Below are 23,582 nucleotides of genomic sequence, written 5' to 3' on the forward strand. Positions count from 1 at the left end.
TACCCCTCATCCCTTTAACCAGCCTTTTCGAAGTGCAAAGAGCTCCCTTAGATCATCGGTCGTCATTTCCGTAATCCATTGCTCCGATTGACCCACAACTTGATCATTAAGCGATTGCTTGCGTTCGATCATCTCATCGATCTTCTCTTCCAGCGTACCGAGCGTAATGAACTTGTGCACTTGAACCTGCTTCGTCTGCCCGATGCGGAATGCGCGGTCAGTCGCTTGGTTCTCTACGGCAGGATTCCACCAACGATCGAAGTGGAACACATGGTTCGCCGCTGTAAGATTCAGCCCCGTTCCTCCGGCTTTCAATGATAGCACAAAAGCACAGCAAGGCTCTTCCGCATTCTGGAACTGCTCAATCATCTGGTCTCGCTTCGCCTTAGGCACACCGCCATGCAAATAAGGTACAGGCAGGCCGAGCTTCTCCTCCAGCATCTGCTTTAATTGATGTCCCATGTCGATATACTGTGTGAAGATGAGACACCGCTCGCCTTCCGCAGCGATTTCTTCACACATTTCAAGCAGCCTTGCCACTTTATTGGATCGTTCGATCTCCCATAGACCGGGTTTTTCTTCTCCGCTAAGCAAAGAAGGATGATCACAAAGCTGTTTAAGCTTCGTTAGTGCTGCAAGAATAAGACCTCTGCGCTGCATCGCCCCCAGCTTATCGAGTTTTTCAAGCAGATCGGCGACCAAATTCTCATACATAACGCCTTGCTCAGCCGTTAAAGTCATATAGGTTTTGAATTCATTCTTATCCGGAAGCGAAAGCTGAATGTTCGGGTCCTTCTTCACCCGTCTAAGCATAAATGGCGTAACCCAGCGCTTGAGACCAGCGATCATCTTCTCATCACGGTTTTTCTCAATTGGAGCAACGACTTCCTTACGGAATTCATTGATATTGCCTAAGTAGCCTGGATTAATGAAATCGTAGATCGACCATAGCTCAGTCAGCCTGTTCTCCATCGGCGTCCCTGTCAACGCAATGCGATGCTCTGCAGGCAGGCGCCGGATAGCTGTCGATTGCTTCGTATACACATTTTTAATATTTTGTGCTTCATCCAGACATAATGCATCCCAATCGACGAGACTCAAATCTTCTTCATCCAGCTGTGCAAGCGAATAAGACGTAATAACCAAATCCGCCTCTGCTACAGATTCGCGGAAAATCTCGCCCTTCTCGCGCTTATTTCCGTAATGAAGCATAACTCGCAATGACGGAGCAAACTTCTCGAGCTCTTTCTCCCAGTTCCCGATGACAGACGTCGGGCAAATGAGCAATGATGGGCCGCTTGTCTGCAGCTTCCGTTCCTTGATGTATGCGAGATAAGCCATGAATTGAATGGTTTTACCGAGTCCCATATCATCTGCAAGTACACCGCCAAGCCCGAATTTTCGCAAGAAAAGAAGCCAGGAGACACCTTCATGCTGATAAGGTCGAAGCTGACCCAGGAAGGATGACGGAATCTCAGCAGGCGGAATTTCTGAAATGTGCTGCAGCTGTGTAAGCCAGGAGGTCAAGTGCTCATTCAGCTCTACCTCTGCTTCCAGTTCAGACTCCAGTTCTCCGGTGTCATCGAGCGGTATGCCCCCTCTTAAATGCATCTCCAGCACATCTCGGAAGGATAAGCCTTTACGCTTGCCCATTCGCTTCATCCATTGCTTGATCTGCGAAACATCCTGCGGATCTAAGTGAACCCACTCCCCACCAATGTGGAACAGACGGCGGTTCTGCTCTGCAAGCTGAAGAAATTCCGCTTCCGATAGATTAACATCGCCAAGCGCCAGCTTCCAATCGAATTGAACAATCTGATCCAATCCGAACATCGGCTGCGCTGCTGAGCCGACTGAAGATTTCATTTTTGCCTTTAACCTAATCTTGCGTGTACGCACAGCCTCCCACCAGCTAGGCAGAAGAACGGGACAACCCGCCTCTAATAAGCGCACACTGCCATGCTCAAGAAAATGCCATGCTTCATTATCAGATAATTGATTCTTGAGCTCCCTATCATTAGTGGCCGATGTCATGTCAGGCAGTGCCGTCGTCCATTTCAACTGTTCCTTAGCGAGCTTGCCTGAAAGCAGCGGCAGCCATCCGCATGGGATGCTGCGTTCGTCGTCTGTATCCGCTGCCCAGTTATCTTCTAATGGATTGAACTGTATGGGAAGCCATGGTCCGCCGTCCCGATCCTGCAGCGCTGGACGAAGCCGCCACACCGTTGACTCCACAGGCTCTACCAGTTGGAGCGCGATCCGGAATGGCAATACATCCTTCCGCAATCCTATCGCGATGAGCCAGTCTTCCTCGTCCGAAGATTTCCGCCTTAGCACCGCTTCACCAGAGGCTGTACCAACATCCTTCCATGCTCTTGCGGCCTGTTCGTTCTCTTCAATCATTTGTTCAATCGCAGCACTAAGCCAATGTTCAATGCCTTTATCGCCGTTGCGATGAGCGGACTCTACGTCCTCAAGCCATTGCTGCGAAAACGCCGGCTCCTCATTCGGAATCGCTATGCGCCATGCCCGTTTGTCGTCACTCCAGCGTTCCCAATTCGGCACGAACCAGCCGTTCAGCAATGCATCCCGCACCTGTCCAGCAAGCCGGATAAGAACGGCGAGGCGATCTGTCCAGTCCACCTGTAGCAGCCTAACATGCTGCGGTGAAGATAAATAATCGCTGGCTAGCAGCGGCGGGACCTTGAGCATCTTCCGTTCACCCACGTTGACTTCCTCAACATCAGCCCCGTACCATGATGCTTTGTGCCATGCAAACAACTGCGTACGCAGCTTGCCATCTGCCGCATCCTTACGATCAACAGCACTTAACCAAATTGCATATCCGCTTTCATCCTCGTTCCAAAATCCATCTACCGTTAGCTTACGCAAACCAGTATGTGTTTTCATGTAACAATTTTCCCTTTCCACAGCTCTTCTTGAAACGCCCGAAGTCGCTGATGCTTACGCACGAGACCGTCAATGTACAGCTGCCAGCGATCCGCGTCTTTATCGGATTTGTACAGCTTCTCCAGCTTTTTGAGCTGCTTAACCGCAATACGGTAACCTTGTCTGTTGCGAGTCTGAATAGAGGCCTCCACCGACTGATGATACATCGGCATAAGTGCACGTGGGGCGAGCTTCGCAATTTCCCTAAGCGCATGAGCGCCAACATCCTCCGGACGAGAACCGACGAGCATTTGCAAATCTGCCCACTCGTCATAGCGCTTCTGATCCAGCCAGTGATCCGATAATTCTGAATAAGAATGTGGGAGCAGAGCCGTCATGTAATCGGTCCAGATTGGCATTTCAGGACGGTCTAGATCTGCTCTGCGGCATAAGGTGACAAACGGCCCAACAGATCTCCCATTCTTACCTTTATATACTCGCTCGAACAAGAATCCCATCCATAGGGAAACAAGCTCCCAGTTTCCTTCCTCCATCCGTTGTGCTGCGCAAGGGTACATAACCTTCTGCGAGCGGTCAAAGGATGTCTGTGAGAAATGCTCAATAGCTTGTGTATCCTGTCTATCCAAAAAGTACATAATGCCAATCGCGGTATGCAGAAACGCTTTATTGATGGTTTCCGGAGCTTCCTCCTGCGTCTGCCTGACCATCGCGTCAAGCTCTCCCTCGAACCAACCGCGATTTTCTGCAAGCTTCTCACAAAAAGCCAAATACATGTATTCCCAATCAAATAGCTGCCGCTCCGTACTAGATGCCCAATGCTTAACGCGGGAAACTAAAGCGTCAGCCCATGCTTCTTCCTTAGGCCCCATTACTGCTGGTGTCAGCTCTGAAACTAACGTATATAAATGCTCAACCCATGGCTCTGCCATACGGATAAATGACATTTCATGATAATATCGACTGAACGAATCGACGGTGTTAATCGCATGCTCTGCTTGTTCAAGGACAAATAGAATAGCAGACGACCAATGCAACCGCTGCAGCGGCTTCTCCCAATCCTTGGATAACCCTTTAAGCGAGGACAACAAAGGTTGAAGTGCGTGAAGAGAGTGTCTGCACTTGCGCCAAGTTTCACCATGCATCGCTTCCATCCAAGATAACCACTCCTGTGCCGTGCCAGCGTCTCCCGGGTCCTGCCTGATAACCGGTGCCTGCTCTACCTGTGGGGATTCCTTCACAACAGGTTGATTCTTAATATACGTACTTGCGGACGAGAGCCCAAGCAAGCGAAAATAGGAGCGTTCGGCAAGCGTATGCCCACCCTCCTGCTGACTGCAATATTGAAAATAAACGGCCGCCATATGCTTGCAGAATCCAGAATATGGACAACTGCATGAGCTATACCTCAAATTGCCGGCATCAAGAATAACGGCATACAAATCTGAACCCTTAACCACACCGTAGAGATGGTCTTGGCTTCCTTCATTGGCACTGGTTACCCTGTCTTCCATGTAATATTGCCAGCCCCGTTTCATGATCGTCGTCTCGACGTGAACATTGAGCTGTTGTTCAATCAGCGCGTGCAGCTTTTCATTGAGGTGCATTACAGATATTCACCCGCTTCCCTTCCGTTCAGTTGCATTCTTACTATTATATCAAGCGGGAACGGCTGGTGCCATCATTTGCAAGCAAAAGCATCATAACCATTTAATTAATAAATAGCCGAATGGCTGCAGATTGTATTCTGCAGCCATTCGGCTATTTCCTATAATGGCATTTTGACAACAAAGGTTAATTTCCCAGCCGGCTCTGCGGTAACGTACACATCCCCTTTGTATTGCTTAGCGATTGCCTTCACAATCGAGAGCCCCAATCCTTGGTGATCCTGCTGCTTAGTAGAATAACCTGCGTCGAAAATTGGCATGGCTACCGCTTCATCAGCATTCTCGCATGTATTCGTAATCGTAAATTCCAAAGCGGCTGCTGTCTGCTTGCCTACAAGTGTGACATGCCGACGATCTTCCCCATATTTCAGCACCTCATCAAAAGCATTATCAATCAGATTGCCAAGCATGCGGTTGACATCAAGCGTCTTAATTCCCATCTCCGTCATATTCAGTCCGGCAAAAGAACAGCTGAAATGGATTTTGTGAATCTCAGCTTGTGAAATCTTGGAACGTACGAGCGCTGCGATGGCAGGATTGCCGATGTTGATAATATCGTTCATAAGCCGAATATCACCAGTCAGCTCCTTCGTGTAGGCAACAAGCTCTTGTGATTTATTCAGCTCCGCAAGGGAATGAATCGTCTGCACATGATTCAAGAAGTCATGTCGTTGCGCCCGAATGGAGTGGAACATTTGATTAATCTCTTCCACATAGGTTTCTTGCGTCACCCGAACGACCTTTTCCCTCGATTGTCTATAATAACGCATGGATACGACCGCAATAAGTAAGCTAAAGCCGGTCACAATTAAAATAATGATACCTAAATTCAAAAACTGCGAATCCAGCTTTTCTTGAATCACATGATAATCAGAGGTCAGCATCAGCACGTAGCTGTTCATTGGTTGACCATCACGGTCCGTAATATTAATACCGCTCTCGTTAGCAAACGTTGGAATATACATTTTGTAAATTTCTTTGCCGTTAATATTCTCACGGAGCGTTACTGTTTCTTTGGAGAAATAAGCTTTGCGCACGAGTTCGGTGTCTTTATCAGACTTTATCGTATAAGAACCATAGAAAATAGGCTCCTGCACTTTATGACCTTGCACATGTCCCTCGGTATTAATGGTTTCTTTCCCGTCTGGGAAAGTCTCTGGATTAACAAAAGCGATTTCCATCAGCGAATCACTGCTTTGTACCGAATTCTCAATCATACGATGGACGCCGGTGGCACTCTCGTACTGCTCCTGTCGATCATAATTCACATAAGGATCTATCATGTAGTTTGTAGCCCCGTCGAAGTAATAGCCCCATTTGTTAATCTGATCTACATTGGTAGCCGACACCTCGAAGGGTCCGCTCCAGAAGTTCGGCAGTGATTGCCCAAGCCAATCGACTGATGCATTTTTATGCTCGAACAGCTGGTTGAATACCTCGTACCAAGGCTTCCATGTCTTCGTGCTCTTATTCTCTTGGCTAGGGTTCGTCGATTTGTAAAGTATAATATCATCTGGCAGTTTTTTGAGAAGCGTAATATGACTAAGCCCCAGCTTGTCGCGCAGCTCGATTAACTGATCCGTTGTAACCTTCTCTACATCTGGGTCTAGTGCATATTGAATGGCAATCGAAGCTGCACGAAGCTCGCGACCAATCTGATTCTGAAACTGCTCAGAACCTTCCCTCGACTGCTCCAGTGAAATTTGCAATCGCTTGGCAGCCGTCACAAGCTCCTCGTTAAACGATTCCTCCAATGTTTTTTTGGTCAGAAAATAATAGGCCGTGTTATTAATTAAAACCAAAACGACGATAATACTGATGGCCACAAGCCAAATATTGCGTTGCATCTCCTGCATCTTGCCCTTCTATCTATTATGACTTTCATTATGTAGCATCCTCATTCAAACAACAATACGCTCACAGCTAACAAATGATTACAAATTCCAGCGTAAAGGGTCTAAACAAATATCAACCGAACCATTTCTTGAACAATAAACGAACCGCCCATTTACGTTCTTGACGCTTCTTGTACTTGGGCAGCATGCGGTAAACGCGAAGTCCCTCTTCCGCCCCCCTTTTTGCCTCGTCTGTATTACCTAGCTTTTTATAAATGGATGATTGATAATGATAAGCCTCGCACGAGGAGGAATTCACCTCTTGGAATGCTTCCAGATAAGCAAGTGCTTCTGATGTGTTACCAACTGCACAATGAGCCGCAAGGCGTAGATAAGGTGCACCGTACTTCACGCGAGGATTAAGCTCCAGTGCGCGCCGTATGCTGGTAATGCCTTTCTCTGCTTCTCCACGATTCAGATAGCTGATGCCAAGGTCATCCCAATACTCAGCTGAATCCTCTAGCACTCTCTCAAGCGGCTCAAGCAACCTTAAAGCCTCACTGTACTTTTTCCGTTCAATTAATAAGCGCGCAAGCTCATGCTTAGAGGAAACGTCATTCGGAGAAAGATTTATCTGCTGTCTTAGTTTTCTGATCCGAGACATTCGTTTGATAGGTTTGAGAATACTTGGCGATAATCCGATAAACCGCCGGTCCAGCAAGTAAAGCAGGATAAGCAAAACGATAATAGCAAGAAACGGGCTGCCGAGCAGCCAATACAGAAATACAAAAAGTCCAAATTTTAACATCTTATCCTCCCAAACTTTTGTGAAAACCATTCCTAGACTTGCTGTGAGTACGTCATTTATTGTTGAAATATGGTTCTATTATACCATATTCCTACTGTTTATTGAGCAATTCTAGCAATTGATTATCCTATTCAACCTATGAATAAGGTTGTACTCCACAAGCCATAATACGTGAGTAGAATTCCATTATCATACAGTTGGAGGATGAAACACCATGTCAACGAATGACACAAACGAGCAAACGCTTACCGACCGGCAAGGTCATCCCATCTCAGACAATCAGAATATCCGGACGATCGGCAATCGCGGCCCATCTACGCTCGAGAACTATCATTTTATAGAAAAAATATCGCATTTCGACCGTGAACGAGTGCCCGAACGAGTTGTTCATGGACGTGGAGCAGGGGCGCACGGCTACTTCGAGTCCTATGGAAGGCTAGGCGACGAGCCTATTGCGGCTTATACGAGAGCAAAGCTATTCCAAGAGCCTGGCAAGCGCACTCCTGTTTTCGTTCGTTTCTCAAGCGTCATTCACGGCGGTCATTCGCCAGAGACACTTCGTGATCCGCGCGGATTTGCTACCAAATTTTATACGGAAGACGGCAATTGGGACCTAGTAGGAAATAACCTCAAAATCTTCTTTATCCGCGATGCCATGAAATTTCCTGATATGGTTCATGCATTCAAGCCTGACCCCGTTACAAATGTGCAGAGTATGGAGCGTTTTTTCGATTTCGTTTCTCAGACGCCCGAAGCGACGCATATGATTACGTTTTTATTTTCCCCTTGGGGAATTCCTGCCAACTATCGGCAAATGCAAGGTTCTGGCGTCAATACATACAAATGGGTAAATGCTGAAGGCAAAGCGGTGCTTGTGAAATATCACTGGGAGCCGCTGCAAGGGATAAAAAACTTGAAGCAGTATGAAGCGGAGCAAATTCAAGGAAAAAACTTTAATCATGCTACGCAGGATTTATATGAGGCTATTGAGCGCGGGGACTATCCTAGCTGGGAGCTTCAGGTGCAGTGGATGAGCGATGACGCGCATGACGAGCTTGACTTCGACCCGCTTGACGATACGAAGCTATGGGACCCGAAGCAATTCCCCATGCTCCCTGTAGGTAAAATGATTCTAAACAAAAATCCCCAAAACTACTTCGCCGAAGTCGAACAAGCTGCATTCGGTACTGGCGTTTTGGTAGACGGTCTTGATTTCTCTGATGATAAAATGCTGCAAGGCCGTACGTTCTCCTATTCGGATACACAGCGACACCGAGTTGGGACAAACTACTTGCAATTGCCGATTAATGCGCCTAAAAATAATGTCGCGACCAATCAAAGAGACGGTCAAATGGCTTTCTACATCGATATCGCACCCGGCCAGAACCCTCATATCAATTACGAACCGTCGACGATGGGCGGATTAAAGGAAGCCGCTCGGTCGGGCGAACCGCATGAACCCGTATATAATGCCAAGCTGATCAAAGAACCGATCGACCGTCAGAACAATTTCGGTCAGGCCGGCGATACCTATCGCAGCTTCGAGAAATGGGAGCAGGACGAGCTTATCGCCAATCTAGTTGGTGCTCTTCGCACATGCAGCCCAGTCATCCGCGATCAAATGCTCAAGCATTTCACAGCGGCAGATCAAGACTATGGCAAGCGGGTGGCAGATGGACTAACTAAGGCAGACCTTCATCCTAAAAACGATCCGCATGTCGGAACGAATCCTGCCAATGAAGGGATAGAGCTTGCTGACGAGCTTGGCCACTCCACAGACGGCTACTGAAAATAACGAAAGAGGCCCCGAAGTTAGTGAGGGCCTCTTTCGTATGCCATGCTTTTGCATTCGAATGATATTGCTTTTCACCTTAACCCGTGCGCTTTCCTTGTCTGCACGTTCGAATGCCGATCCATCTTCTGATCTAAACACAGATCGCAAGGAAACATCTCGGTCACAAGCAGAGCCGTTAAATTCTGATCTCCATCCAGAGCTTCCCGTCCTCAAGACGACATTTCATAACTCCCTCGTACTTCTCGATGGTGCGTTTCACAATGGACAATCCATTACCATGGACACCATCTGCTGCTTGCTTTGTCGTATAACCAGCTTGGAACAAGGTCCCAAGCTCATGATCGGTTAGCGATGTAGGATTCTCAATCGTGAATACATAGATGCTCTTGTCCATTTTGCAGCTCACATGAATAGTTCTAGACAACATCCCTTCGTACACTTCAACCGCTTCGATTGCATTATCCAACAAATTCGAAAAGAGCTTCACCATATCCATAGGTACGATGCGATCAAACCCCTCATAATCGGTATCAAAGCTCACATAGATCCCTTTAGAATGCGCAAGCTCCCACTTACTCTTAAACAATACCAGCATCATCGGATTTTTCACACTTAGTGATAAATGAAGTGCTTTGGATTCCTCCGTCAGATGCTTCAAATAAATATGTGCTTTTTCATATTTGCCAATGTCCATTAAACCATTCAGTACCTGGAAATGGTTCATCAAGTCATGTCTGCTCGATTTGATCGTATCAACTACTTTGCCGAGCTCCGATATGTACATCTTCTCTGACTCCTGCATATCCTGCTTGAGACGAGCCTTATACCATTTATTCAGCAAATAGACGCCTGCGAGCAATAATAGTGCGAATAGAATATCCATAACGAATACATACGTATTATTCTGAATAACCTGTTCACTAATATTGCCAAGCTGGTTCGCTGAAATATCAATTCCGATTACACCAAGCACCTTGCCGCTCTCATCAAAAAACGGCATACCTACTGATAGGTAAGTACCTGTATGCTCGTCTTTGATAATAGCAGTATGATAATCAGAGCCTTTCTTAGCCAATCTTACTTGAGCTGCTGGCACCGTACATGGGAACCCAATCGGAAAATCCTTTATATGGTGTGGATTCGCCGAAACCATCACTTTGGAAATATCGGTGTCATCCAGCACTAAAATGTAGACATAAAGGGAATTAATCCGTTTCTGATATTCCTCCAAAAACTGCTTCAGCTGTTTGTGATTCTCATCATATGTCTTCGTTTGCATGAATGCATGAAAGGTATCTTTGTCCAAATCCTCTGCAATATCGATTGCAATCTCCGTGTACTGCTTCGCAAGTGTAATCTCCGCAGCTTTGCTGGTAGAATGATAAGAAAAATACAGTTTAATTCCAGTAAGCAAGCTTAGCAATGTAACCGATATGACGATAAAATATATCATTCTTTGTTTATTTGATAATTGGATTCTCATTGTTGTAATAGTCTCGTTTCTTCTTTATGTTGAAAGTTAGATATTGGAATTCTGATATGTAATGTTTAGATTATAACAAAAAATAGGACAGCATACTATTATGCTGTCCTGATTTTTAGGATTAATATGTTTGATGACTAAAAAGGATTAGTTGGTTAACTGCTTGGGAGCATAATTTCGTTGGGCTATTTCGTTCTCTAATTTCTATTTATATATAGCAATGCAAGGTCCAAAATCAACATGTTTGATAATTTTGCCCACCCTTGTACGCAGTTTATTCGTTCAACTTTTGCATCACATTGGAAATGTGGTTGCGACCCCATCCCAATGAAAAGATCCTCCTATGGTCGCAACCCTTCAATGCTTGTCACCCAACCAACAAAAATAAGACAGCATATCCCTATGCTGTCCGATTGTCTAGCTATGTTAGATTTGTAATTCACCAAGCTTAATAAGCTCGACAACCGCTTGTGAACGACCTTTTACGTTCAGCTTTTGCATGACATTAGAAATATGGTTGCGGACGGTCTTTTCGCTGATGAATAGTTGCTGTGCAATATCTCTTGTTGTCTTATCCTGTACTAACAGCTCAAATACCTCGCGTTCACGATGCGTCAATAAAAACTTGCTCTTATGGTCGCTACCCTTCAATGTTTGTCACCCCTCCTTGCGCGGGTTTTTATGGTTTAACAAGGTTAAGGGATACAGTCAACTTATACTATGAAGGGGCGATATCATTGGTGCTGTTAAGCGGAGAAATTGGGCGCTGCCGCTTACATTTTGGCGTGGATAATTAAGCGATGCGTTGGATTTACGATGGGATCACATGTAATCAGTGTAAGCAGTTTGTCTTTGTTGTTGTAATTCAAGACAGACACGTCGGTCGGCTTGACGATCGACACTTTATATACGGTATATGTATAAGATTTATCCTTCGTGTCCACGACGATTTTATCGCCGACCTCCACCTCGCCGAGTCGATTAAACAACCTTCCCTTCGATCTCATGCGATGACCCGCAATCGCCGCATTCCCGACCTCTCCAATAGCTGTCGTCTCTTTCAAATGAGCCGTTGCTGCTTTCATGTTCTTCTGTGTTGCTCCCTCGACGACAGGCAGCTTCAACTTGATTTTGTCAATCTTAATTGTGGCTATCGGTACAATCTTCTGTGCTGCAGGCGTGGCTGCCGGGGCATCAGTTGGAGCAATAGTAGGCTCCTCAGTCGCAGCAGACTCCGCATTAAACAAATCCGTAAGCTCCTCGAACTGCTGCTGTGCCTGCTGCTCTGCGGTTTCATCGAAGCTTGCTGCTTCCCAGTCCGCCATCAGCTTATCCTGCTGCCGATTGTCATACCATTCACTAGCCTTAGGATACATAAGAATAAGGAGGCCAACAACAACAAGTGCATACGACAATATTTTTCTCATCATTCCCACCTTCCGCTAGCTGCTCTCTATCTGCGGCTTGCTCGCTGTGAATACCCATTTCTTGCTCCCGTAGAAATTAAGCCCCAACGTAATTACGGTTACGATCGCTTTGGCTACAACCTCATTAAGCCCCCACCATCCTGTAAGGATGGTAAGCAGCAGCAACGAAATACCAAGTAATGTAACGTTCCATACAGTGAATTTGATCCCTCTGCTCATCTTCTGCTTATTCGAAGCAAGTGTATGATCCTTCTGAAAAGTATATCGGCTATTCAGTACGTAGCTGTTAATCATCCCTGCTCCGTAGCCAATGATTTGTGCTATTAAGTAAAAGACGCCGAACCACACGAGCAACGTAAATATCAGAAAATCGATTGCCGTATTAATCAAACCAACCGCGTTAAACGTTAGAAATTGAATAATCAGCTTCTTCGATGCAAATCTAGACATACTCTTTGACCCGATCCTCGTCGTTATGACCGCTTGACTGGCCCACTTCCTGCTTCCGGTAACCCTGCACTTCTCTTACAATGTATAGCGGTCTATTCTTAGACTCATCGTAGATGCGTCCAATATATTCGCCGATGATGCCAAGAAGCATCAGGATAATACCATTAAACAATAAATTAACCGCAACGATGGATGCCCAGCCTGTAATCGTACTGCCCGTGAACAGCTTCTGGAAAATAACGACAAGCAGATATAAAAAACTCGAAATGGACAACGTAAAGCCGACATAGCTTGCTATTTTGAGCGGCTTGTAGGAGAACGAGGTAATGCCGTCTATTGCAAAAGATATCATTTTCTTGAGCGGGTATTTGGTCTCGCCTGCGAATCGTTCCTCGCGCTCATATTCAACCATCGTCTGACGAAAGCCAATCCAACTGACAAGTCCTCGTACAAACCGGTTTTTCTCCTTCAAACCACGCAGTACATCGCATACCTTCCGGTCGATTAGACGAAAGTCACCTGTATCTACGGGAATATCTACATTCGTCAGGCTGCGCAGCGTACGATAGAACATTTTGGCAGTCAGCTTCTTAAACACGGTTTCGCCTTTACGTTTAAGACGTTTCCCGTATACGACCTCGTAACCTTCCTTCCATTTCGCAATCATATCCAGAATAACCTCAGGAGGATCTTGAAGGTCAGCGTCAATGACGACAATCGCATCCCCCTGCGCGTAATCCATACCCGCTGAAATCGCGATTTGATGCCCGAAATTACGCGAGAAATTAATAAGCCGGACATTCGGATCAAAATCACAGATCATAGACACCAGCTCCACCGTCCGATCCATGCTCCCATCGTTGACGAATATGAGCTCATACGATTCATTAGCGTGATCCATCACCCGTTTTAAACGCTCATACGTATGCTCAATTACTTCTTCCTCGTTGAACATGGGAACGATCACGCTATATTTAACATGCGTTGCACTCATCCTTCTACCCCTTTCTCATGCGAATGCACGAGGTTCCTCTGCTGTGCCTGTATCCTTGATTAGAATAACCAGCTTGGGAACCATCGCAGTATATGCTCTACGTACCAGGTCTTCACCGTCATGCCGGAGAGAGCCGGATAATACATGATGAACAATAGGACGGAGCCCGCCAGAAAAAGGTTTCGGACATGTTTAAAGCCAGGCTTCCGCTCTTCCATCACCTTCGATATATAGACTAAGCTCAGAATAATAAATGGCACCATCGCAAAATAGTGATAAAGGAATGTGAGCCGCGTTACGAGCATCCACGGCACGTATTGTGCCAGGAATGCGATCCATATCGTATAGATTGCTTTGTCTTTTCGCTTAATACTTATCCATATGGTTGCTGTCATGGCGAATATGCCCGTCCACCATATAAGTGGATTGCCCATTGCTACAATCGTCGATTTTAAGCCCGCAGCCATATTGTCACCCGAATAATACCATACCGGCCGCTTCATGAATGGCCACTCCCACCACGATGATGCAAATGGATGAGTGGACACAAGTTGGCTATGGTAGCTGAACATATGCTTCTGATAATCAATCAGGCTCTTCAGCGTGTAACCATCGTCCATTACGGTCAGTACGGGTATATAGGACATCGCATAGATCGTAAGCGGCACTACAATATAGAATACGAGACACACGGCAAGCGTAATCACCGTGTAACGCGGAAAGACATTGACAATATGTTGAAGCTTCTCTGTGCTGAATGCTTCTAGCGCTTTCTTGCCGCCGCGCAGCACACGTTTTGCAGACGCATACTCCTTGTAACGATCGAATAAGGAAATGGCCAGCATAATGGCGAGACCTGCTCCACCATAGAGAACAATCCATTTCGAGGCGACGCCGATGCCGAAGAACAAGCCTGCGAGAAACAGAGGCAGCAGCGTTGCGCCAAGCTTAACTTTAAAGAAGCTGAGTGAAACATATTTGTGCATGAAATAAAACATCAGCATGATGAAAAACACGCCATAAACGTCTATCGTCGCTATTCTCGTCTGCGTGAAATGCATGAAGTCAGCGGCAAATAATGCGGTGGCAAGTCCAGCATAGGTGCTGCTCTTGAATAGCCTTCTGGCGAATACATACATAAGCGGCAGCATGGCAATGCCGAATAGCGTGCCGGCTATGCGCCAACCAAATGGATTAAGTCCGAACAGCTTAATGCCAATCGCGATAATGATTTTGCCCAGCGGCGGATGCGTATTCTCATAGGCTACAATATGCTCCATATGCTCATAAGCAGTCCTAGCATGATAAATCTCATCGAAGTAAGAGCCATTCATATAAGTCGCTTCATATTTCGCAAGCTTTTGCTCATCGAACAGAAGTGCTACCTCGCCACGGGTAGAACCTTTGGCAAGCTCATCATTAATGCCTATGATAGGCAGCGGCAGCGGGTTCCCTTTGCCGTAGATCGCAATCTCATGCATAGAGAAGCCTGCCTGCACAGTCGTGACCTTGATATATCTGGCCTGCAGGTCAGCTGGCTGGCTTTTCCACATAAATACGGCAACATGGCTGCTATCCACTTCCATGACATTGTCCCAGTCCGTTCCGTTCTGGCTAAATTCATATTTGAACTTGCCCGTGCCCACGCCACCAAAACTGTTAATTCGATCAAGCTGAACCACTTCTCCAAGATCAACATAGAAGCTTTGCCCCGCAGCCGGCTGCCATGCCGTTTGTGGACCTTTCATTTCTCCAAGTTGGAATAGAGCAACAATCGCATAAATAAGCGTAATGGCGCCCATCAGTATCCAATCCTTGCGTATATAACGATTCGAATCAGCCTTTACGCGTGATACGCTATCTGCTTTGAAGGCAGCTAAGGCTTCATTATCCGCTTTTTCAAGGTCGGTTGGCAGAAATGGCTCTATCGACCTTAGCCTTCCGCGTATATAAGTATCATATCCGATATAAAGCAAGTATAGCAGCAATCCGATATTTCCCAGCGAGCATAACAACACGATTCCGTCAAAAGGAACGTTCGTCGTAACGGCACTGTAATCGAGTACATAAGCGATGTTAATAAAGCTGGTTAACGTGAATCCTAAGAAAACCGTCAATATTCTCCGATCCAGCGTTTGAAGAAACGCGAACACCGCCAGCAGCAGAATAGGGAATATGTAGCGCTCATGCATTTTGGTAACGCCGATATAGACAACAGCAATTAGCACCATAGCGATGAAATACACGCGGCTTGATGCAGCGTCATCCCGCTTGCGCAGAGCGAAGAATGCAGCCAATGCAACAGCAGCAATCACAAAAATCATGCCCCATGTCTGGAATGAAAACAGCAGCCAAATATCCGTTAACGGCTTCCAATTGTCATTGGTTAACATATAAAGATTGAATGCATTCAACGTCGCATATGGATAAGACGATAAGGTACCTTTGTAGAGGTTGATTAGACCCGATATCCCGCCGTTGCCCCAGAAGAAGGGAAGTGCCAGCACAACAAACGTTGCGAAGCCATAGGCTGCGCTTACGGCAACCTTCTTCCAGTCCTTGCGACATATAAACCAAAGCAGAAGCACGGGCATAAAGATAAACGCCTGCGGCTTAATCAACGCTGCAATCGCGTACCATATGGAAGCTCGTTCGATTTTGTTCTCTGCTAAGCCATGAATAGAAAGCACGAGTGCGAGCGTAAAGATGGCATCCACTTGTCCCCATACTGCCGAGTCCGTAATCACCGCGGGATTGAAGAGGTAGAGCACAGCCATTCCAAGAGAAATGGAATAGCCTGCTTTCTTCTTGCCTGCTTGAATAATGAAATAAGCAGCGGCAAGATCCGCTAATATCGCCGGAAACTTAAACAGCAGCAATGCGCCTTGCGAAGCACCATCTAAGGAAAACAGATCCTTTATTAAGCCCAGTATATAGAGAATATAAATATAGCCAGGCGGGTAATCTACAAACATATCGGTATGGTAAAAACCGGAAAGGCCCTGATTCACAGCTTGTTCGGCCCATGCCATAAACAATGCGATATCATTGACATAGCCTTTATTCGTCAACGCAAGCCAAATTCGCAGTGCGAGGGCAATCGCGAACACGACTGCGAGAATAAGACCTTGCGAATGCGTCTTCTCATCCAGCCAACCTCTTTGCCGCACCAGCTTCTTATAAATGAAAACAAACAAAAGGCTGAATATCCCCGCTATCAACAGCAGCGAAAGCACCGAAACAGCCTCAGCTGGAGCATCGGCGGCTTGTCCCGTTTCAGTGGCGACAAGGCTGAAGACATCCACGCCGCCTGGGGCTTTAGAAACCTTCTCTACGCTGACATCGTCGAAATACGCCTTACCTGTATTAATGCTTCCGTATCCTCCAAGGCTTGCACCAAATATAATACTCTTCTGGTCTTTGCCTGACTTCGCATAAAAGTGGACATACGTCCATTTGCTATTCGTGTCCTTTATTTCAGGATAACCAACCGCTACACCATCCACGAAGAAATGAGCCCCAGTTGCATTTGCTCCGATTTGCTCCGTCTTAATGTAACCTGAGAACTTATAGGTCGTATTCGGCTTCACCGAAATCGTCTGCGTCCACCGCGAATGATTAGCTTCTTTATTCTCAATAACGGCGGAATAGGTACCTGTATGTGCTTCTTGGTTAGAAATCGAATAGAAGGTGATATGCTCTTCTTTTAAATATGCATCATGCTGCCAATCTACAGGCGTTTGATCTGTTACTTGTTCGAAACCTGCGTTTGTTAATAGATTGTTTGCGGCATACAAGGAAGCTGGCCAAAGAAGAGTCAGGAGAAGGATGGCGATCAGCGCGCGACTAAACTTATTTATCATCGTTCTTTTACTCACCTCGAATTAGGTATAGGTATCTATATGAATGTCATTGAATTTCGGCGTAATCATAGTTTTCCACTGGATTTTTGAGGCCATAATGACATATTAACTCTAAAGGATTATATCTCCATGGTCAATGCTAATAACGAAAATTACGTCTGCCCCGGCAAGTGTCTTCCTTCTACTCTACTTTCTTCTCTTTCTGCCGCATTCCATTGAAAATCTATGCCCATTTACATCGTTCCAATAGGAGGGTGCCGTGGCTTAACGGGATCAAGGGAATACAATGAAATGGGTAACTAGATATAAGGGAGTGATGTTCCGCAATGGCAGATGTAGGGATTGTTATGCCTGTGTATACACAAGACAGCAAGCTATTTAGAAGAGCGATAAGATCCATCCTGAATCAGAAATACAGAAGCTTCAAATTGCTGATTGTAATTGACGGCGTTACGCCTAATGTTCTCCAAATCGCTAGATTCTACGCTCGCAGAGATAAGCGGGTTCGAGTCATTCCTAGAAAGCAGAACCAAGGTACAGCTACCGCTCTCAATATTGGGTTCGAAATTTTGCAAAGCCAGCCCAGAATCAAATATTTAACATGGGTATCTAGTGACAATTACTATTATCGCAATTTTGTTGGCGTGCTTCGGAATAAGCTGAAATCTTCTCCTCCGAATGTTGGGCTCGCATACGGAAGCTTCGGGCTTATCAGGAACGGCAAACGGCTGGATACGACAAAAACCTGGCTCATCTGGCAAGACCAGCCGAAAGAAAAGCTCGTTGACTTCTATTTCATCGGCTATTCGTTCATGTACAAAAAAGAATATGCAGCACAAATTGTCGGCTGGCAATATACACCTGTTGAGGATTATGATTACTTCCTGCGACTAACCGAAATTTGCGATATCGTCTATGTGCCGAAGCTGCTGATGGATTTCATGCTGACAACGCCGCACAGCAACTCCATGCAAATCGAGAATAACATTGAGAAGAAGCGGAATCGACGGTACATTATGTACCACATCATGCACCAAGCACGTTTGCGCCGGAATATTAGCCCTCTAGTAACCGTCATTGTATATGCATCAGAAGGCTCGGCAGCTTTCACACAAAATCTAGAGACATTATATGAATCGAATATTTCAAACTACAAAGTATCGCTTTATGACGTAACCGCGGACCAATCCATCATTCCGATCATCGCTGACAATCCCGACTCCCGCACCCTATATTACTGGATACCAAGCGGAACGACTGAGCAAGTTATCGCTGAGGGCTTGAAGCAGGCTATTGATACTCCGTATTTCTTCCTCTATCGCACGGAGGAGCCTCTGCCGGATATCTATCACCTTGACAAAATGCTCTACAGCCTCCCGATTGCCAATTATAATCCAACATCACCACAGTTTCTCCAGCTGTATCATACTGGCTCGATTCTCCCTGCAACTTAGGCTAGGTGCTTTCATGCGGTTATCGCTGCGCGAACAAAATCATTCAATCAACTTCATACAGAAACGAAACAGCCGAACTGGATACCTATCCTAGTTCGGCTGTTTCGTTTCTGTTTGCATCATTCATGCCGCCTAACATAGAAAAAGACTGCCCCGCGAGGTCTTCGACCTGGCGGAACAGTCCTGACTGTACCTATTAAACCGTCGTATAAGCGGGCACAGGTGCCGGGCTCCCCAGAAAATCTTCCAATATTCGTTGCTTCATATACGGATCGTAGATAATATCACCGAACAGGGAATAGTAGCCGGCGTTGTTCGTCCATACGTTCTGCATAGCATTGTTCTGCACTTCCTGTGCGAAGAAAAATGCCGTGTTCGCATCATGGCCATGATTAATATAGACCGGATATGGCATGATTTCATGCTCGAGTTGAATAGCTCCCGTCCATATACCTGTCTCTGACGGCTGGAATATATTATGCCTCACGCCGTTTACATAATCGCTGACCTTATAGATCAAACAGTTGAATGAGCTTGAGAAGTTGAAATACTGAGCCAGAATATCAGAAACCGAGTTGTAAATGTAGCCATTCTGACAGATCAGAACCTTCGTTTCCGGTCGCGGTCTGTAATTATACAGCATATCAATATAAGCCTTATGGTACATATCATCACTATACAGATGAAGCTCATACCAATACTTGTAGCCTTCCAATTGTCTAATAACCTCTGCTTCATATTCGCTGCTGGAAATAAATCGAATGTTAGGGGGAAGGGGCGGGTAAGCTAGCAATGCATTATCGATATAAGCTCTCGAGCTGTCATGATAGACGATATACGCTAGATAATGAGGATTGGTTTGGTTCAGTAAACTCTTCAGCGTGAAATTCATAAATACGTCTACTCTTTTATTAATCCATGCTTCTGTAAATTGCGTGTTGGCTTCAGGCAAGGTTAGCGCAGATACTGCTGCGGGCAATGTCTCTCGTACATTGAGGTTATTGAAAGGAATGTAGACAATGACGCGCGTATTTCCTTCATGCAGCTGCTCCTGCGGCTCAGATGGCACTGCTCTTACCCGCCTTACCGTCCTTCTGCTCTTCACCTTTTTTTTGAGCTTCAATGATCTGGACTTTGTCGTTTTCTTGCCGAGCCCTTTAACTTTTCGTTTAGCAGATGCGCCGCGAATTACCTTCACCTTGCGCTTTGCAGCCATTTTTCGTTTCACAACCGTCTTGCCCTTGGCAACCGTTTTACGTTTTACCGTTTTTTTCTTCATAAGCTCTCCCACTCCTTTTATACCTTGCTTGGGTACGTGTCAGGATGATTGGCGTCAAATATTTCATTGGCCCAGAATAATACAATTAAATCGCCGTCTGAGATGTTCTGTATCGCATGCGTATAGCCTGGCGGAATATCAAGAATCGCTATGGCTTCATCCGACAACGTATAAGAAAAAGACTCTTCCTCAAATATATTTCTGAACTTGACGATAGCCTTCCCTTTAATAACGCAAAACTTTTCTACCTTAGTATTGTGGTAATGATGGCCTCTCTCGACACCTTTCACAGTCGTTGAAACGAATAATTGACCTGCATATGGCGATTTGACTGTTTCAAACAAGCTGCCTCTGTGGTCGTGGAAGGTTTGGAGCGGATATGCGAAATCTTGACGGTCCAGGTAGGACAAATACGTCGAGTACAGAAATCTAGTGAACGGGTCTGACAAATCCGGAAGTATCGAATTTTTGCGAATAGCTCTGAATGCATATATTTGGTCTGCCAAAGCTTGTAAGGTGACAGAAAAGGTAGGTGTAATGGTGAAATACACATTTTCGGTAGATTCGGACTTCTCAAGCAAGGCAATAAACCGCTTAATGACATGATCGATATAGGCAAGTTCTATCTGCTGATCAGGATTCGATATCGATATATCCATATCACGGGAAACATGATGGCAGAATGTCGCAACTACTGAATTGTACGCTGGCTTGCACCACTTGCCGAACAGATTCGGAAGCCTAAATATAAATATCGGTGCCGTAGTCTCTTCAGCATATCTGATCAATAGATCCTCTGCTTCCTTCTTGCTTCTTCCGTAAGGATTGTCAGAAGCAGCATGAATCGTTGATGCAAATACGATGCTTGGTCTGTTGTTCATTCGCTTCAACCCATCAACCATTTGCTTCATCAATTCTACGTTTCCATCGTAATCCTCTGTGCGCTCAGGCCGATTGATACCCGCCAAATGATAAATAAAATCGGCCTTTGACAGCTGCTGCTCCAGTTCTTCGCTGCTCGTGCTCCTGCTGCACATTAGAATATTCACATGCGGAAGCTGCCTTAATCCTTCTATTAGATTTTTCCCAAGAAACCCGTTTGAACCTGTAACTAGAATATTTCGCATAACATTCCCCTCTCCGCCATGTTTAACTCGAAAAATCCTCTGTCTAGTATATGTCGGTTTTCTGGCAATGCGAGTCTCCTTGCAAAATAAGGCTCATATCTTCTAGTCTATGAACTAAATCTCTCTGTGCTGGATAAATGACCGACGCGGTTAACTATCCAATAGAATAATATAAAGTAATGTTCGCTCAAACCATAGACGTACAGCCACACTGCAGGAGGTGAGTTCTCATGTAGAATCTTGAGGATCAAATCGTTTAAAGGAGCTTATGGAAAATAAATGGTACCTGGAGGTGGTAATCGGTGAACAAATTGAAAGTGATGACGATCCTGGGCACAAGACCGGAGATCATTCGCTTAGCGTCAGTCATTAAAGCTTGTGATCAATACTTCGATCATGTTTTTGTGCATACGGGCCAAAACTGGGATCCGCAGCTCAATGACGTTTTCTTCGAAGATCTGCAACTTAGAAAGCCGGATTATTATTTGAGCGTAGTCGGCAAAAATTTGGGAGAAACAATCGGCAATGTCATCGCGCATTCGTACACCATAATGCAACAGGTACAGCCAGATGCCGTACTTTTGCTCGGAGATACGAATAGCGCTTTAAGCGCAATTGCGGCCAAACGGCTGAAGATTCCCATTTTTCATATGGAGGCAGGCAACCGCTGCTTTGATCAGAATGTGCCGGAGGAAACAAACCGCCGCATTGTCGACCATATCAGTGATGTCAACTTGCCATATACGGAGCATAGCCGAAGGTATTTGCTTGCCGAGGGCGTTCGCAAGGAGCATATCTTTGTAACCGGCTCTCCGCTTCCCGAAGTGTTCGCAGAGTTCCAGCATGAAGTCGATAACCGGCCTATTCTAGCTCAGCTTGGCTTAGAGAAACAGAAATATATAGTGCTCAGCGCACATCGCGAGGAAAACTTGGATATTGATGAGCGCTTTATTTCATTAATTGAAGGCATCAACCACGTTGCAGAGGAGCTGCAGCTTCCTATCATCTACTCCGCGCATCCCAGGTCTCTCAAAAAATTGCAGGCTAAGCAGCTAGCTCTGCATCCTCTCGTGCACATTCATCAGCCATTCGGTTTCCTTGATTACAACCATCTTCAACAGCATGCATATTGTGTCCTTTCCGACAGCGGTACGCTCAGTGAGGAGTCCGCTATACTCGGCTTCCCCGGCGTTTTAATTCGCACAAGTACAGAGCGGCCTGAGGTGCTTGACAAAGGAACGGTCGTCATTGGCGGTGTATCCGGCAACGATATACTCGAATCCATTCAGCTCGCAGTCGGTATTTATTCGAATAACACCCACGCAAATCCACCCGTTCCCGACTACCAAGACACGAATGTATCCATTAAGGTTGTCAAAATTATTCAGAGCTACACCAAAATTGTTAATAGAGTCATCTGGAACAAATAGAAGCTTTAAGTAGATGAGCAATCACGCAGCACCCATCCAGTCATAAGTATCCAAGGAGGGTTACACATGTTTAGTAATAAAACGATTTTAATCACAGGCGGAACAGGCTCGTGGGGACAAGAATTGACTCGAAACCTTCTAGGAGCCGATCCTAAGGAGATTCGCATCTTTTCCCGTAATGAATTTACCCAGGTTGATCTCAAAAGAAAATTCAACAGTCCAAAACTGAACTTCATGATCGGAGACGTTCGCGATTACGATGCCGTTCATGAAGCTTGCCAAGGTGTCGATTATGTATTCCATCTTGCTGCATTAAAACATGTACCGATTTGCGAATACCAGCCCTATGAGGCCCTCAAGACGAATGTTCTAGGTACCCAGAACATTATCCGTGCCAGCATCGCGCAAGGGGTAGATAAGGTCATTGACGTCTCCACGGATAAAGCGGTAGATCCTATTAACTTCTATGGCATGACGAAAGCGATCGGCGAGAAAATCATTATCAAAGCCAATGATTTAAGTGAAAAAACACGGTTTGTTTGTATACGCGGAGGCAATGTGCTGGGTACGAACGGCAGCGTCGTTCCTTTGTTCAAACAGCAGATTATCGACGGTCAAGAACTTACACTTACCGATATGGATATGACTCGTTTCTTCTTAACGGTACCTGAGGCGATTCAACTGCTGCTGAAGGCTACAGCAGTCGCCGTCGGTGGAGAAACCTTCGTCATGAAAATGCCTGCATGCAAGATCATCGATCTCATTCAAGTACTCAAAAACGTCTTCGGAGGAGCAAATCTACCGGTTAAGGACATCGGGATACGCCCTGGAGAAAAGCTTCATGAAGTGCTCATCTCAACATCAGAATCGCCATACTCCTACAAATACGACGAGCAATACTATGTCATCCTCCCCTCTCATCCTAGCGATCAGCTCTATAACCACTACAAACATCTGCCAAAAGTAACCTTCCCGTACTTCCAATCCGACCAAGATCTCATGTCCTACGATGAAATTGAACGATTGCTTAAAAAGGGAAAATTTATTTAACCATTCCAGAAAA

General features: G+C 45.7%; 16 protein-coding genes. 4 read left to right on the forward strand and 12 right to left on the reverse strand.

The genetic code is table 11. The annotated features are described in order from the left end of the window. Positions 1-6 precede the first annotated feature (6 nt). From FGT79_RS24155 to FGT79_RS24170, 4 genes are all read right to left on the reverse strand, one after another. Positions 7-2,910 (reverse strand): DEAD/DEAH box helicase, encoded by a 2,904-nt coding sequence (locus FGT79_RS24155; protein WP_138755417.1) that lies wholly within the window; start codon positions 2,908-2,910, stop codon positions 7-9. Then, a complete protein-coding gene (locus FGT79_RS24160) occupies positions 2,907-4,514 on the reverse strand; it encodes an SWIM zinc finger family protein (RefSeq protein ID WP_138755418.1) in 1,608 nt (535 codons plus the stop codon). Before FGT79_RS24160 ends, FGT79_RS24155 begins: the two co-directional genes overlap by 4 nt. A 161-nt stretch (positions 4,515-4,675) precedes the next feature. Continuing rightward, positions 4,676-6,430: a sensor histidine kinase gene (locus tag FGT79_RS24165; protein ID WP_246096595.1), complete on the reverse strand. Its 1,755-nt coding sequence runs from the start codon at positions 6,428-6,430 to the stop codon at positions 4,676-4,678. 112 nt (positions 6,431-6,542) lie between these two features. After that, a complete protein-coding gene (locus FGT79_RS24170) occupies positions 6,543-7,217 on the reverse strand; it encodes a tetratricopeptide repeat protein (RefSeq protein ID WP_138755419.1) in 675 nt (224 codons plus the stop codon). 214 nt (positions 7,218-7,431) lie between these two features. Here FGT79_RS24170 and FGT79_RS24175 point away from each other — a divergent pair, with 214 nt between their 5' ends. Beyond that, positions 7,432-9,006, forward strand: coding sequence for a catalase (locus tag FGT79_RS24175; protein WP_138755420.1), 1,575 nt, complete (start codon positions 7,432-7,434; stop codon positions 9,004-9,006). 181 nt (positions 9,007-9,187) lie between these two features. Here FGT79_RS24175 and FGT79_RS24180 read toward each other — a convergent pair whose 3' ends face one another. The 6 genes from FGT79_RS24180 to FGT79_RS24205 form a co-directional block, all read right to left on the reverse strand. Beyond that, a complete protein-coding gene (locus FGT79_RS24180) occupies positions 9,188-10,495 on the reverse strand; it encodes a GHKL domain-containing protein (protein WP_138755421.1) in 1,308 nt (435 codons plus the stop codon). A gap of 426 nt (positions 10,496-10,921) precedes the next feature. Beyond that, complete coding sequence (locus tag FGT79_RS24185) at positions 10,922-11,146, reverse strand: helix-turn-helix domain-containing protein (protein WP_006040330.1); 225 nt, start codon at positions 11,144-11,146, stop codon at positions 10,922-10,924. Between the two features lie 122 nt (positions 11,147-11,268). Continuing rightward, positions 11,269-11,925, reverse strand: coding sequence for a class D sortase (locus FGT79_RS24190; RefSeq protein ID WP_246096596.1), 657 nt, complete (start codon positions 11,923-11,925; stop codon positions 11,269-11,271). 12 nt (positions 11,926-11,937) lie between these two features. Continuing rightward, positions 11,938-12,372, reverse strand: coding sequence for a GtrA family protein (locus FGT79_RS24195; RefSeq protein ID WP_138755422.1), 435 nt, complete (start codon positions 12,370-12,372; stop codon positions 11,938-11,940). Next, positions 12,365-13,366, reverse strand: coding sequence for a glycosyltransferase family 2 protein (locus FGT79_RS24200; RefSeq protein WP_138755423.1), 1,002 nt, complete (start codon positions 13,364-13,366; stop codon positions 12,365-12,367). Before FGT79_RS24200 ends, FGT79_RS24195 begins: the two co-directional genes overlap by 8 nt. A 59-nt stretch (positions 13,367-13,425) precedes the next feature. Continuing rightward, positions 13,426-17,229 (reverse strand): phospholipid carrier-dependent glycosyltransferase, encoded by a 3,804-nt coding sequence (locus tag FGT79_RS24205; protein ID WP_138755424.1) that lies wholly within the window; start codon positions 17,227-17,229, stop codon positions 13,426-13,428. A gap of 326 nt (positions 17,230-17,555) precedes the next feature. Between FGT79_RS24205 and FGT79_RS24210 the strand changes: the two genes are divergently transcribed. Beyond that, complete coding sequence (locus FGT79_RS24210) at positions 17,556-18,683, forward strand: glycosyltransferase family 2 protein (RefSeq protein WP_138755425.1); 1,128 nt, start codon at positions 17,556-17,558, stop codon at positions 18,681-18,683. 196 nt (positions 18,684-18,879) lie between these two features. Here FGT79_RS24210 and FGT79_RS24215 read toward each other — a convergent pair whose 3' ends face one another. Beyond that, a complete protein-coding gene (locus tag FGT79_RS24215) occupies positions 18,880-19,962 on the reverse strand; it encodes a hypothetical protein (RefSeq protein WP_138755426.1) in 1,083 nt (360 codons plus the stop codon). A gap of 17 nt (positions 19,963-19,979) precedes the next feature. Beyond that, positions 19,980-21,089, reverse strand: a complete 1,110-nt coding sequence (locus FGT79_RS24220; protein ID WP_138755427.1) for a polysaccharide biosynthesis C-terminal domain-containing protein — start codon at positions 21,087-21,089, stop codon at positions 19,980-19,982. Between the two features lie 302 nt (positions 21,090-21,391). Here FGT79_RS24220 and wecB point away from each other — a divergent pair, with 302 nt between their 5' ends. Beyond that, a complete protein-coding gene (wecB, locus tag FGT79_RS24225; protein ID WP_138755428.1) occupies positions 21,392-22,519 on the forward strand; it encodes a non-hydrolyzing UDP-N-acetylglucosamine 2-epimerase in 1,128 nt (375 codons plus the stop codon). A gap of 66 nt (positions 22,520-22,585) precedes the next feature. Next, a complete protein-coding gene (locus FGT79_RS24230) occupies positions 22,586-23,569 on the forward strand; it encodes a polysaccharide biosynthesis protein (protein WP_138755429.1) in 984 nt (327 codons plus the stop codon). Positions 23,570-23,582 lie beyond the last annotated feature (13 nt).

The sequence above is a fragment of the Paenibacillus sinopodophylli genome, assembly GCF_005930355.1.
GTDB classification, from domain to species: Bacteria; Bacillota; Bacilli; order Paenibacillales; family Paenibacillaceae; genus Pristimantibacillus; species Pristimantibacillus sinopodophylli.

Bases quoted from the DNA above. Each gene is read 5' to 3' on its own strand.
- FGT79_RS24155 (WP_138755417.1), bottom strand. From the start codon at position 2,910: ATGAAAACACATACTGGTTTGCGTAAGCTAACGGTAGATGGATTTTGG.
- FGT79_RS24160 (WP_138755418.1), bottom strand. From the start codon at position 4,514: ATGCACCTCAATGAAAAGCTGCACGCGCTGATTGAACAACAGCTCAAT.
- FGT79_RS24165 (WP_246096595.1), bottom strand. From the start codon at position 6,430: ATGCAGGAGATGCAACGCAATATTTGGCTTGTGGCCATCAGTATTATC.
- FGT79_RS24170 (WP_138755419.1), bottom strand. From the start codon at position 7,217: ATGTTAAAATTTGGACTTTTTGTATTTCTGTATTGGCTGCTCGGCAGC.
- FGT79_RS24175 (WP_138755420.1), top strand. From the start codon at position 7,432: ATGTCAACGAATGACACAAACGAGCAAACGCTTACCGACCGGCAAGGT.
- FGT79_RS24180 (WP_138755421.1), bottom strand. From the start codon at position 10,495: ATGAGAATCCAATTATCAAATAAACAAAGAATGATATATTTTATCGTC.
- FGT79_RS24190 (WP_246096596.1), bottom strand. From the start codon at position 11,925: ATGATGAGAAAAATATTGTCGTATGCACTTGTTGTTGTTGGCCTCCTT.
- FGT79_RS24195 (WP_138755422.1), bottom strand. From the start codon at position 12,372: ATGTCTAGATTTGCATCGAAGAAGCTGATTATTCAATTTCTAACGTTT.
- FGT79_RS24200 (WP_138755423.1), bottom strand. From the start codon at position 13,366: ATGAGTGCAACGCATGTTAAATATAGCGTGATCGTTCCCATGTTCAAC.
- FGT79_RS24205 (WP_138755424.1), bottom strand. From the start codon at position 17,229: ATGATAAATAAGTTTAGTCGCGCGCTGATCGCCATCCTTCTCCTGACT.
- FGT79_RS24210 (WP_138755425.1), top strand. From the start codon at position 17,556: ATGGCAGATGTAGGGATTGTTATGCCTGTGTATACACAAGACAGCAAG.
- FGT79_RS24215 (WP_138755426.1), bottom strand. From the start codon at position 19,962: ATGAAGAAAAAAACGGTAAAACGTAAAACGGTTGCCAAGGGCAAGACG.
- FGT79_RS24220 (WP_138755427.1), bottom strand. From the start codon at position 21,089: ATGCGAAATATTCTAGTTACAGGTTCAAACGGGTTTCTTGGGAAAAAT.
- FGT79_RS24230 (WP_138755429.1), top strand. From the start codon at position 22,586: ATGTTTAGTAATAAAACGATTTTAATCACAGGCGGAACAGGCTCGTGG.